The sequence below is a fragment of the Desulfobulbus rhabdoformis genome (assembly GCF_016919065.1).
Taxonomy (GTDB): Bacteria; Desulfobacterota; Desulfobulbia; order Desulfobulbales; family Desulfobulbaceae; genus Desulfobulbus; species Desulfobulbus rhabdoformis.
Genome location: NZ_JAFFQA010000054.1, coordinates 1 through 12,049 on the forward strand (window position 1 = coordinate 1; position 12,049 = coordinate 12,049).

Here is a 12,049-nt window from a genome sequence, read left to right on the forward strand (position 1 = left end):
CCTAAAAAATACGCTTTTTCGTCAATAATCCCTGAAATTATCCGATTGCTTCTGTTGCCGCATGCCCGTCATGAATTTGAGGCGATTTACACACTACAAAGCCGCTTCTTGTGCCATTAGAGTGGGGCTCCGGGAATGGCTGAGCGTCCTCATAAAGTTTTGACGTGTCGGTGAGAGAAGTTGTGGAGATCCTGTTGCCAGCAATGTCATAGGTGTACAGGATAGTCGTTCCATAATCATATGTTGCAGACAAAAGGCGGTGATGAGCGTCATAGATATATGTGACGGCAGCAGTGGCATTGGTTGCAAACAAAAACGCAGCAAAGGAATACAAGAATCGAAAGAAACTACGAATAGACATGAACGCAGGAACCTCGTATTGATATAGCCGTGAAGGGGATGCGCTGTAAATTCCTCACAAAAATTTAGAGGAATTTCATAATAGTGTCAGTTATACTCCAATTATTAAAAATAACAAAAGGAAAAAGGTGGGTGTATCCGGAGGTTATGGGATCGTGCATAGAATATGCAAATAGTCTTGGATGCAATAGTCGAAAAAAACACTTTCTAATTTAGCTGAACAATTTGAGATTTACCTTAATAAAATCGATGCGTGCCAAGATTGGTCAATTGACGCTTGAAAACGATTTTAGAAACTGCTCTCAAAAAGGTGAGATTGTTGAATACAACCAGAATCAGAGACGGTCCCAAGAATCCAAACCACCTCTTTGGCTAGCCTATCCATAGTTCCTTCATCATGTTAAAGAAAAGGGATTATGAAAAAGCACACACCGAAATTCAAGGCCAAAATTGCCTTTGAGGCAATCTAGGGGATGAAAACCTAAAATGAGATTGCGCAAGAATACGAAATTCATCCGATAACGGTCAGCAAATGGAAGAATGAGCTGTTGAGCCGGATGCCGGAAATCTTCGCGACAGAAAGCCCGAGAAAAAATGCTGGCAAGGACCGTGAAAAAGACAATCTCCAGCGCAAGATAGGTCAGCTGACCATGGAGGTGGATTTTCTTGAAAAAAGTGCGAACAGTTGGGAATACCCGTAAAAGGGCGGCTCTCATAACATCCGATTCCCAACTTAGCATCAGGCGCCAGTGCAAGCTTCTGGATGTGCCACGATCCATTGTGTACTACACGCCCAAGAAGGAGTCTGCGGCAAACCAGCTGTTGATGGAACTGATCGATAAGTACCACCTTCAAGATCCTGCTGCTGGCGCTAGTGGATGAGCAAAGTGCTCCGGCGACACACAAGCAAGTGCGTAGGCTGGAAAAGAATAAGGCTTTTGATGGGAAAATGGGCATTGAGGCCATTTACCCTAGAAAACGAACGACGACTATTCCCGCAAGATTATTGATTGGGAGCTTTCAACAACTTTGGATACGTTTTTTTTTGTTTAAAATGCCTCAATCGTGCTTTGCAGACCTTTGGCGCCCCAGAGATCATGAATACGGATCAAGGTTGCCAATTACGTCCGAGGCCTAGACAAATGCCCTTACAGAGGGCGATGTAAATATCAGTATGGACGGCAAAAGGCCGATGGGGTGATGATGTCATGATCGAGAGATGTACTGCAAAAATGCAAAAAAAGCGGCCTGAAAAAAATTCAGCCCCTTCTCCCCCCGCGGGGGGAAGGGGCTGAGCGGCACCACCGGGGCTATGGAATTAGCCTAAAGACATAAAACGGTGGTCTATCCCCTCTTTACCCCACAGATGTTAGCTCGCCGTTGGGTTTCGCCAGCTCAACCCAAAAATTCCAAGCTCTTTTCGTGCTGAGTCGTCCTGGGTATTACTTCTTTATTGCTCTTTTTTTATCATGCCAGCCATCATCCTGGCGATTCTTGGCGTGGTCATCATCGCCGTAGCTTTGGTTTCATCGACTGTTGCCGGCTGGTAAATGGTGGGCCACCACGATTTAACCGAAGGGTCCGTTGTCAGGAAGTCAAAATTTTCATTGCCATACCTGAAATGAGCGTGCCTGAGAGTCTCCTTGTTATGCTGGTGGTATGGAAAGAACATCATGTATTTAAAACCGGCCTCGATCATTTCTTGTGAATCGGATTTAAAAACCTGCCAGGCGACCTTGTGCTCCCCTAAATCCATATTGATGCTGCAAACATGGACATAATCCCCGGTAAATTTATCATTAATCGTGATGGTATCTTCATCTATCACCTTAAAGGACTTTATCTTCATGTAATACAAGTTATAAATAAAATCCTTTACCATTTTCTTTGTATAGCCTTCTGGTAAATTCCCCAAAATTTCTTCATAAAATTTCTCACCGGCTTCATTCTCGTACAGCTTAATAATGGATACATTCTCTCCTTTCCATGGAGTAAGGTCGGTGATGCTCTCCTTTTCCTTATCTGCAGCAAATGTCACGCTGGAAAAAATGCATACAATCAAAAACACAGGAAAAATTATTTTCTTTCTCACTTTTGTTCTCCTTAAAGAAAAATGAATTGAACACCCTCAAAAGGTATAACGAACGCCGATACCGAAGGTGCGCGGATCGCCGTAGGTTGCAAGCGACTTATTATTGGATGAAAGGAATGTGGTCATATATTCTTCATCGGTCAGGTTGTTACAGAAGGCGTAGATGTCGTACCCCTTGAGGCGATAACCGACCTTGACATCAGCGGTGATGTAGTCATCCAACTCGCGGAACTCCCCGTTGATATCATTATAGTAGGGTACCTCCCCCTGAAACCTGACATCTCCACGAGTATAAAAACCGCTGGGGTGGTAGTAAGCGGCACCGATCCGTCCTGAATACGACGGAGTATTCTCGATCGATTCACCGTCGTAAACAGCAGTGCCGGTATCGTAGTCGTCGTACTCCGCCTCGATAATGCCGAGCGCTGCGGTTAATTCGAGAGAATCGGTCAGAAAATAGGTCAGCTCCAATTCCGCGCCCAGCGAATGAGCGCTGTCGGCGTTGCCTGTCGTAGACATCGAATTCTCAAATTTATAGATATGGATATCTTCAATTTCCATGTAAAAGATAGCGGCGGCAATACGTGCGCGGTTAAACTTCCCTTTGACGCCGATTTCGTAGTTGATGGACCGCTGTGGATCAAAGGTGTTATCTTCCGCCGAACCAGAGAGGGGATTACCATTGAAACCACCGGGCATATAGCCTTGCGCCACAGAAGCGTAAGTGGTCCAGTTGTCGTTTAGCCGGTATGAAAGTGCAGCCTTACCCAAAAACGCGTCCCAGGTTTCATCTGCATGGAGCGAATAGTAAGGATCGCTGCTGATCCCAACCGGCCTATAATACACATCCATATCCATCTCTTTGTCGATCTGCTGATAACGCGCCCCGAGCGTCAACTCAAATCTCTCGCCAAGGGGAATCATCGCCTGTCCGAACAGAGCCATGGTCTGACTGTCAGTTTCGGAATCCCAATTATATTCGTAGACAGATCCGGAGCGGTTCCTCTGTATCCCAATGGGGCCGCCCTCCACATCCTCGGTGTCGAAATATACGCCGGCAACCCAACGCAGACCTTCTGTGTTATTGCTCGACAGCCTTAGTTCTTCGGTCCAGGTATCAGTGTCTTGATTAACAAACGAAACAAGCCCGTCCATGGGGGTATTTGCCATGTAATCGATATCTCTGACACTTTCATCTTCAAGGTCTCTGTGGGTGGTCGTCGAAGTCAGGGTCACCGAATCGAACTCATATTTCAGTTGAAGACTCTGCGCCAGAATGTCGGTTTCATACACAGTATCCCTATCAAAGGAGATATGTTCGGCATCATCCCGATTGAACTCGCTTGCGTCAGTCCCAGCGGCCAAGGCGTAACCAGCGTAGCCGTGATCTTCATATGAATCGTTTGCGAGAGTGAACTTTGCGGAGAATCTGTCAGTCGGCTTGTACAGCAGGAAAGCACCGAGGTTCTGGCTTTCACTCTTATTGGCTTCGTCGTCATCGTAGTAGTCGTTTGTGATCCAGCCGTCATCCTGCTGATAGCGGCCGTTCAACCCGAGATAGAGTTTGTCCTGAATGAGAGCGCCGTTGACATTGAATGCCCCCTGCATGTTGTTGTAGCTGCCGTATTCGGTGCCGATTGTTCCATGCCATTGGTTTTCCGGTTCCTTGGTCACGATGTTGATAACCGCACCGATGGCATCCTTGCCGTAGAGCGTACCCTGGGGACCACGCAGGACTTCAATTCGTTCGACATTGTTCATCGAAGCGTCAAAACTGTTCGCATTGCTGTAGGCTAGCCCGTCGATATAGATGACCACAGGGCTATTGTTGGTAAACATGGATTGACTCAAGCCCCTGAAGTTCACGTTATCATCAATGCCAGAACTAAAAGTCATATTAGGGATCTCGTTGATGAGATCAGGGATATCCTGAATCCCTTTCTCCTTGAGGACCTCATCGTCGATGACCGTGATACTCTGCGGAACATCGGTGATGTCCTCCTCGACCTTGTTGGCCGTAACGGTAATGGTTTCCAGTGTAGCTCCTGCAGGGTCTTCCGCCTGAACCAAGCCAGCCCCAAGGATGCCTCCGGTGGCGGCTAAGCAGGTTAGTGTTGTTGTAATACGCATTCTTCTCCTCTTCTAAGAGCTTTGAATTAGGAATGGCAAAACATATTAGATCAAAAAAAATTCAGCTACCGCCAGCGTCCAGAATATTGACACAGCAGTACAAAACTTGAGGGGAAAAAGTGAAACGGAGGCGATGCGTTAGGTTGTTGGACGGGGGAGCAATTCCATGAGCACTATCGATAGGAAAATAAGGGGGAGATGACCAAGGCCATTGGTGCGGCACACAGGCGCTATACCAGAATGGTTAACTCTAGAGGATCTTGAATAATTGCTTTTTCTGCCAATCTCTGCGTCATATTCAAAATTTTATCCTCGGAATATCAACTATATGCCTGCGGTAAAATTTTTCACAATCCTTGACCTTGATTGAAAAATCAAATTATTCAAGACACCCTCTAGAGAGAATGTGGGTGGTTTTCTTTTTCAAGGACGCTTCTCATCCTGTCCGTCTATATCAACAGGACAGGATGAAAAACACGGACCGGTCGACCTTTCGCGGCCCGGAAAAATTCTACTCAATCGCTGAAGAAACAAGCGGTAGAGATATGCGTCCTCGACTGCCAAGGCGACCCAAAAAGAGTACCATGTTCCGGAGTTCCTCCGGAATCCCCCTCGGGGCAATTCTTGTTACAGTCGAGCAAGATCAGAAGTTGTAGCGAATCCCGACACCAAAGGTGCGCGGATCACCGTATCTCGCGACCGCCTTAACAGCGCTCGAATTAAAAGAGGTCATGTATTCTTCATCGGTCAGATTGTTGCAATAGGCGTAGATATCATAACCCTTGAAACGATAACCGACCCTGACATCAGCGGTGATATAGCCATCCACCTCGCGGAACTCCTGGTTGGGAGTATCATAGTAGGGAACCTCGCCAACACTCAAAATATCCCCACGAGCATAAAACCCTTTTGGGTGGAGGTAGGCGGCACCTATTCGCGCCGTATACGACGGAGTATTCTCGATCGATTCACCGTCGTAAACACCACTGCCGGTATTGTAGTCATCATATTCCGCATCAATGATACCTAAGGCTGCTGTCAATTCGATGGAATCGGTCAGGAAATAGGTCAGCTCCAACTCCGCCCCCAGAGAGTGAGCGCTGTCGGCGTTATCGGTCACGTACAAACCGCTGTTGTTATCATATTTCATGATATGGATGTCTTCGATATCCATGTAAAAGACAGCGGCGGCAAGGCGTGCTCGGTTAAACTCCCCCTTGAAACCGATTTCGTAGTTGGTCGATAGCTGGGGATCAAAGGTGTTGTCTTCGGCTGAACCAGAGTAGGCACTATAGTTAAAACCACCGGGCATATAGCCTTGCGCAACAGAAGCGTAAAAGGTCCAGTTGTCGTTCAGGAGGTATGAAAGCGCAACCTTGGGCAAAAAGACGTCCCAGGTTTTATCCGCCTGAAGGGAGTAGTCTGGATTACTGGTGCCCCCAGCCAGGTTAGAATACATATTCAGATCAATCTCCTTGTCGATCTGCTGATAGCGTGCCCCGAGAGTTAATTCAAATCTCTTGCCAAGTGGAATCATCGCCTGCCCGAACAGAGCCAGGGTCTCGCTTTCAGTTTCGGATTCCCAGTTCATTTCGTATTTATCTCCGGAGATATAATACTCTTGCCCGTAGGGGGCCTTCTCTACATCCTCGGTGTCGAAATACGCACCGGCAACCCAACGCACCCCCTCCGTGTTATTGCTCGATAACCTCAGCTCCTCGGTCCAGGTTTGAGTGTCAGTATTATCAAAATTAGCAAGTCCGTCAAAAGTGGTATCTGCCATGTTATCGCGATCGCCGACACCTTCATATTCAAGATCCCTGTGAGTGGTCGTCGAACTCAGGGTCACCGAATCGAATTCGTACTTCAGATGAACACTCTGCGTCAGACTTTCGGTCTCTGAAACAGAGTCTTCATCGAAGGAGACATGTTCTGCATCGTCCCGGTTAAACTCGCTGGCATTAGTCCCACCGGGCAAGGCATAACCATTAAACCAGTCGTTTTCATAAGAATCGCTTGCTAGAGTGACCTTTGCAGTGAACCTGTCGTTGGGCGTATACAGCAGAAACGCTCCGAGGTTGTGGAGGCTGCTCTTATTGGCTTCATCGTCACCGGTGTAGTCATTTGTGATCCAGCCATCATCCTGCTGATAGCGAGCGTTCAGCCCGAGATACAGCTTGTCTTGAATGAGAGCACCGTTGACATTGAGTGAGCCCTCTATGTCATTATAGCTGCTGTATTCTGTGCCTATATTTCCATGCCATTCGTTTCCCGGTTCCCTGGTCACCACCTTGATAACCGCGCCGATCGCGTCCTTGCCGTAGAGCGTACCCTGAGGCCCGCGCAGAACCTCGATCCGTTCGGCATTGACCAGCGAAGCGTCAAAACCGTACGAGCTACTGTAGGCTACCCCGTCGATATAGATGACCACCGGATTGTTGCTGGTAAAAATTGAATGGTTCAAGCCCCTGAAGTTTACGGTACCGCCAGGCCTGAAATTCATATTAGGAATCTCGTTGACGACATCGGGGATATCCTCGATTCCCTTTTCTTTGAGGACCTCATCGTCGATGACCGTGATACTCTGCGGAACATCGGCTATGTCCTCCTCGACCTTATTGGCCGTAACGGTAATGGTTTCCAGTATAGCTCCTGCGGGTTCTTCCGCCTGAACCAAACCAGCTCCAAGAATGCTCCCGGTGGCGGCTAAGCAGGTAAGTGTTGCTTTAATACGCATTCTTCTCCCCTAAGTGAATTTGCATTTAGATAAACCTAAAACGCATTAGAAAACAAAAGAGATGAGTACGCCAACACCAGCGTCCAAAATCCTGGCACTATTGTCCAAATTTTGAGGGGGGGGTAGAAAGTATAAAAAAGAGGAAATTCAGATTATTTGACTGGGATGGATACCGAATTCGGCATTGAACACTCTGGTAAAATAACCAGGACTGTTATATCCAACTGCATAGGCGGCTTCGGTTACATTATGATTTCCCTGCTGTAACAAATCTTTTGCGACCCGCAGACGCTGACTCCGGAGATGATCCAGGGGAGAATGTCCATAAACGGCTTTAAAACACTGATAAAACTTGCTTCTGCTCATTCCCACACGAGCTGCAAGGGTGTTGATATCGGGAGGGTTTGCAGGGGTGCACGCTAAAAGTTCCGCAGCATAATGCATCCGTTCTACATCTATTGTCTTTATCTGCAGCAGCCCTGTTGGCAAGGCTCTCTCCATCTTTAATTGGTCGAGCCGGTAGGCCAATAACTCCATTGCCTTGCTCTCTAAAAAAAGAGCACGGGTTTTTCCGCAATACGGGCATGCGATAAGCTGGGTCAATGCCTGCGACATCTGAGGCAGAATCTTTCCCTGACCATTTAGAAAAACTTGTTTATGAAGCCCCTTCAAAAAGGGAAGAAAGGGTTCTTCGTCTTCGTCGGCCATGCCATGCAACGTTTTCGTATCAAAGAGGACACAAATTTTTAACTGGTGCTTTGTTACGATGTCCTCTTCTATCGTTGTGGAACCAGGAGAAATAAAGTGAGCGCTTACACCTGGATCGATCGACACCGTTTGAGTGTGTGCCGAGGAGCGGGATTTTGAGTGACCTATGATGTTAAAGCCGACACCAAAGTTCCAATCATCTATTTCGCCACAGAAAGTAAGTGGCTCCAGGGGCCTTACATCCACATAGAATATGCTTAATCCAGACGGGAAATTGTCGATCCGCATGCCCCCACTCCCAAGCCTTTTGGGAAGGTTATAGACAAGTTGGTTGGGAACATCCTGGGATGGAGAAAATGCAGGGCAAACAATTTCCATGGTTTCTCAGGTCACAAATATGTCAATGATGCAGATAGAGCTGGGGTACATAAACTGGTCAGATGCTCTGTTGGTAAAAGAGTAACTCACTCCATATTTCCAGCGCTTCAACAAAGTAAAGTTATTTAGTCATATCTAAAAATTTTACTACAAATTATCTCTCTTTATTTCAATGTTTTTTCTATTGGAGGGGATGAGCGACGCTAGATGGAAATCAGCCCCCCCACTGACCATTTCGACCGCGGGTTGGCTGATATTGGTAGATGATAATCGGTGGTTTCCCCTGAGCCCCCGACGAAACACCCACATATAGGACTTGATTCGAGGAGATCGCCTTGGCTCTTGTCGGTTGGGAGGTCAACTTGCTCGAGAAGCTTAATGAAACACGTGGGGGGGAGAATTCACGCTTACGTTGAAGGGATACCTGGGCAATACCACCCAATGTTTTTCAGCACATTCCTTCACATTTTCTTCACGAGCCCCAGCACAATTGTACAATAAGGCCCCTGTTTTCAATCTTTAGGCATGCTCTTTTCAGGGTCGGTGTAATAATGAGGATTTGTTGATTCTGTTTGAGGAGTTGAACCGATACTTTGGATTTTATCAACAAGCTCTCCGGGCAGTGTCGCTATACTTTTTCCTGTAATAAGCTGATAACCATAAATAATCCCAACAATTACAAGGCAATATAGAATCAGTTTCTTGAGTGACTTCGGCATAACAGAAACCTCAAACAATATATTTTTCGACATAGGGTAACCATATCTTTCATATCGCCCCTGTTATCGTTTTTTAATACCATTTAATTTTACAGCCCGTGTAAAGGCTTATTTTTTGGGACTCGTGTCATCAGGCTTCAGATTCACCTCGCCCAATACCCTTCTCCGCTCTTCAGTCCTTTCCATCCAAACAACCAATTCGCCTTTTTCCGCCCAGACCTTCATCATATCAAAATAGGGTTCGAGCTCAGTGTGAAAACGCGGTGTCCCTACATATTCATGAAACGAGCTCATGCAATCCTTACAATACCCTGTTCTGGCAGCATTTTTATACTCCACCCGCCCCGTACAAAACGGACAATCAAAGGTTTCCTCGGCTGTGACTTCCACCCAAAATTCATCTGGAAACATATACGTACCTCTTTGCAAACACGAGCTGTAACACAGGAAAAAAGGTGCCCCTGTGTTTTTTCCTATCGTGCGGCATGATCAGCTCTTCCTGCATAAACAGCCGCCTTTTAATTGATAAATATTCTCACAAATATTCTTCAACTTATATATCCCTTTTCCAGGAGAGCAAGCCGAGAAAACTGAATTCGTGAGCATTTATCGGAGAGGCGGGTGAAGCAAAATACAAAAGGAAAATTTTGATTGCTCAATGCTTTTCGACCTCGACTCAATCGACCTTTGTTCCTTTGAGGTCTCGAAAATAGACGGTTCGTTTGCTGATAAGGCGAAAGAGCAACTCCACACTGAATGCCAGCACAAGCATCCCGCATAAAAACCAAAGCTGTTGGGGGGCAGTGACACTGATCTGATACAAAAGGGCCCCAAGAGCTGCAAGACAGAGCAACGCCCCCAGCAGGGAAATCCAAGCACGGCTCTGTGTTTGCCGGGCAAGTTTGACGTTTGCCAAATTCACAAAGGCAAATATCAAAAGAAAGCCAGCTGACCCCATGGTGGAGATAGCAGAAAGGTCGACCAGGTTGGCCAGCACGATGGTTACACCAGCCGTGATCAACAGTCCGAGTAAAGGTTTGTCCCAGGCTTTTTTCTCGAGGATTTCGGGTAACTCGCCATCCTTAGCAATCACGTAGCTTAACCGAGCTGCCCCGTAAATGGTTGCATTCACGGCTGAAGCCGTTGAAAGCATGGCGGCGATGGCAATCAGCGTAAAACCAGCCTGCCCCAGTGAAGGTTTGGCAGCCTCGGCCAGGGCATAATCTTTGGCCGTAAGAATATTGGAGAGAGGCAGTGTCCCCACCGTGACCACAGCAACGCAGATATAGAGAACAATGACAAAACCAACGCTAACGTAGAAGGCTCGTGGCAACACTCTGCGGGCATCCCTGACATCCTGCGCCGTGTTTGCAATCAACTCAAACCCCTCATAAGCAAGAAAGATGATCATTCCACCTGCCACGAGGGAGAGAGGCGAAGCCCAGGTAGAAGGGGCAAGGTTCTCAGTATGGATCCCGGAAAAACCGACGCCGATAAAAAGGCCCAAAATAAGCAGTTTAAGCAAAACAATATAATCCTCCGCCTCGCCAACCAGCTTGGTACTCAGCAGGTTCAGCCCTGTAATTCCCACAACACATCCTGTTATAAGAACATGTTTCCACAGTATCTGCGCAGTGGGGAAAAACGTTACTCCATAGCTGCCAAAGGCATAGGCATAGAGAGAAAGCATAACCATATAGCTGAGCCATAACAGTATATTGGCACTTCCCGTAAGCAGGCCGCTGCCAAAGGCGCGATCAAGGAAGGTAACAGTCCCCCCCTGGCTGGGGAAACTGACCGAAAGGCGGGCATAGGAGTACGAGCTCACCAGAGCCACCAGACCGGCAATCAAAAAGGCGAGCGGAGCCCCGCCGCCACTCAGTTGCACAGACAGGCCAAGGACTGCAAAAATTCCTCCCCCAACCATGCCGCCAACACCGATGGAGGCGACCTCCCAAAATCCAAGTTTCTTGATTTTTTCGTTTCCTACAGTCATTTTCAAATCCTTGCATTGAGGTTGGCCAGAAATAAGTTAAGCAAAGGGCCTTTTCCCCTTTCAGCACAACAGAGAAGACAAGAGGAGTTTTTTTGGGGGAGCGAGAATACTTCTTTCTTTGGAAAACTCTCCAGAAGATGAACTGTCTTCGTGCAATATCAGAGGGTTTTTCGTTGATTGTCTGCGCTGCTTATGCTTGAGTTTACATTGAACCTGCAATCGCTCTTTTGGACCTGAATTCTCGACCATGCAGCGGTGCGTCGATTTCGTTGCTTATGCCATGCCGATTAGAGTACATTTATAGGCGTGTTACGAGCAACGAAGGCGGTGTGCGCCGTTGACATTAGGGAATCTTGAATAATTGCTTTTTCTGCCAATCTCCCGGAGTCTGACGCTTACCTCGTCATACTCAAAATTTTATCCTCGGAATATCAACTATATGCCTGCGGTAAAATTTTTCACAATCCTTGACCTTGATTGAAAAATCTAATTATTCAAGACACCCATTATTTTTTGGATCAACCAAATACCATTTTCCGTCAGAGACATCAAACCATGGAAAAACGAAGATTTAGCCGCATCACCTTACAAATGGCCGCCAAACTGACCGTCGGCGAGAAGATGTACTCTTTCAACGCCGTGGACAACCTCAGTATCGGGGGCTGCTCTCTCAACATTGAGGCCGATGTCCCGGAAGAGAGCGAATGTCGCCTCTGGATCCCCCTTGACTCGACCAATCCAGGACTCGGTATTGATGTGAGTGGCGTTATTTTACGCTGCAGTGATGACAGTCTCGGGATTCGCTTTGACACCATCACCCCGGAAAGCCTCTTTCACTTGCAGAATCTGATCCGCTACAACGCCCCGGATCCAGATCGTATCGATGTGGAGATCACCCAGCACCCCGGCCTGAAATAACACCGGAATCC

Annotated in this window: 9 protein-coding genes; 1 reads left to right on the forward strand and 8 read right to left on the reverse strand. The window is 47.2% G+C overall.

The window, feature by feature from the left end:
• Positions 1-37 precede the first annotated feature (37 nt).
• The 8 genes from JWJ90_RS19795 to JWJ90_RS19830 all read right to left on the reverse strand — a co-directional run bounded on the left by JWJ90_RS19795 (position 38) and on the right by JWJ90_RS19830 (position 11,120).
• Entirely contained in the window at positions 38-361 is a 324-nt protein-coding gene (locus JWJ90_RS19795; RefSeq protein WP_205228956.1) for an RHS repeat domain-containing protein, read from the reverse strand.
• Positions 362-755: 394 nt separating this feature from the next.
• Positions 756-1,139 (reverse strand): hypothetical protein, encoded by a 384-nt coding sequence (locus tag JWJ90_RS19800; protein ID WP_205228957.1) that lies wholly within the window; start codon positions 1,137-1,139, stop codon positions 756-758.
• Between the two features lie 671 nt (positions 1,140-1,810).
• Positions 1,811-2,452 (reverse strand): hypothetical protein, encoded by a 642-nt coding sequence (locus tag JWJ90_RS19805; RefSeq protein WP_205228958.1) that lies wholly within the window; start codon positions 2,450-2,452, stop codon positions 1,811-1,813.
• 36 nt (positions 2,453-2,488) lie between these two features.
• Positions 2,489-4,582, reverse strand: a complete 2,094-nt coding sequence (locus JWJ90_RS19810) for a TonB-dependent receptor (protein WP_205228959.1) — start codon at positions 4,580-4,582, stop codon at positions 2,489-2,491.
• 643 nt (positions 4,583-5,225) lie between these two features.
• Positions 5,226-7,319: a TonB-dependent receptor gene (locus JWJ90_RS19815; RefSeq protein ID WP_205228960.1), complete on the reverse strand. Its 2,094-nt coding sequence runs from the start codon at positions 7,317-7,319 to the stop codon at positions 5,226-5,228.
• A 147-nt stretch (positions 7,320-7,466) separates the two neighbouring features.
• A complete protein-coding gene (locus JWJ90_RS19820) occupies positions 7,467-8,315 on the reverse strand; it encodes an AraC family transcriptional regulator (protein WP_205228961.1) in 849 nt (282 codons plus the stop codon).
• A gap of 602 nt (positions 8,316-8,917) precedes the next feature.
• Positions 8,918-9,157 carry a hypothetical protein gene (locus JWJ90_RS19825; RefSeq protein ID WP_205228962.1) on the reverse strand — a complete coding sequence of 80 codons (240 nt, stop codon included), beginning with the start codon at positions 9,155-9,157 and terminating at the stop codon, positions 8,918-8,920.
• A 643-nt stretch (positions 9,158-9,800) separates the two neighbouring features.
• Positions 9,801-11,120, reverse strand: coding sequence for an APC family permease (locus JWJ90_RS19830; RefSeq protein ID WP_205228963.1), 1,320 nt, complete (start codon positions 11,118-11,120; stop codon positions 9,801-9,803).
• 555 nt (positions 11,121-11,675) lie between these two features.
• On the opposite strand from JWJ90_RS19830, the gene JWJ90_RS19835 reads away from it, so the two are divergent.
• The gene (locus JWJ90_RS19835; RefSeq protein ID WP_205228964.1) at positions 11,676-12,038 is read left to right on the forward strand and encodes a PilZ domain-containing protein; all 363 of its coding nucleotides are present in this window, start codon (positions 11,676-11,678) and stop codon (positions 12,036-12,038) included.
• The last annotated feature ends 11 nt before the right edge of the window (positions 12,039-12,049 follow it).

Coding starts and splice junctions, on each gene's coding strand:
- JWJ90_RS19835 (WP_205228964.1), top strand. CDS start 11,676: ATGGAAAAACGAAGATTTAGCCGCATCACCTTACAAATGGCCGCCAAA.
- JWJ90_RS19815 (WP_205228960.1), bottom strand. CDS start 7,319: ATGCGTATTAAAGCAACACTTACCTGCTTAGCCGCCACCGGGAGCATT.
- JWJ90_RS19800 (WP_205228957.1), bottom strand. CDS start 1,139: ATGGATCGTGGCACATCCAGAAGCTTGCACTGGCGCCTGATGCTAAGT.
- JWJ90_RS19810 (WP_205228959.1), bottom strand. CDS start 4,582: ATGCGTATTACAACAACACTAACCTGCTTAGCCGCCACCGGAGGCATC.
- JWJ90_RS19795 (WP_205228956.1), bottom strand. CDS start 361: ATGTCTATTCGTAGTTTCTTTCGATTCTTGTATTCCTTTGCTGCGTTT.
- JWJ90_RS19830 (WP_205228963.1), bottom strand. CDS start 11,120: ATGACTGTAGGAAACGAAAAAATCAAGAAACTTGGATTTTGGGAGGTC.
- JWJ90_RS19820 (WP_205228961.1), bottom strand. CDS start 8,315: ATGCGGATCGACAATTTCCCGTCTGGATTAAGCATATTCTATGTGGAT.
- JWJ90_RS19825 (WP_205228962.1), bottom strand. CDS start 9,157: ATGTCGAAAAATATATTGTTTGAGGTTTCTGTTATGCCGAAGTCACTC.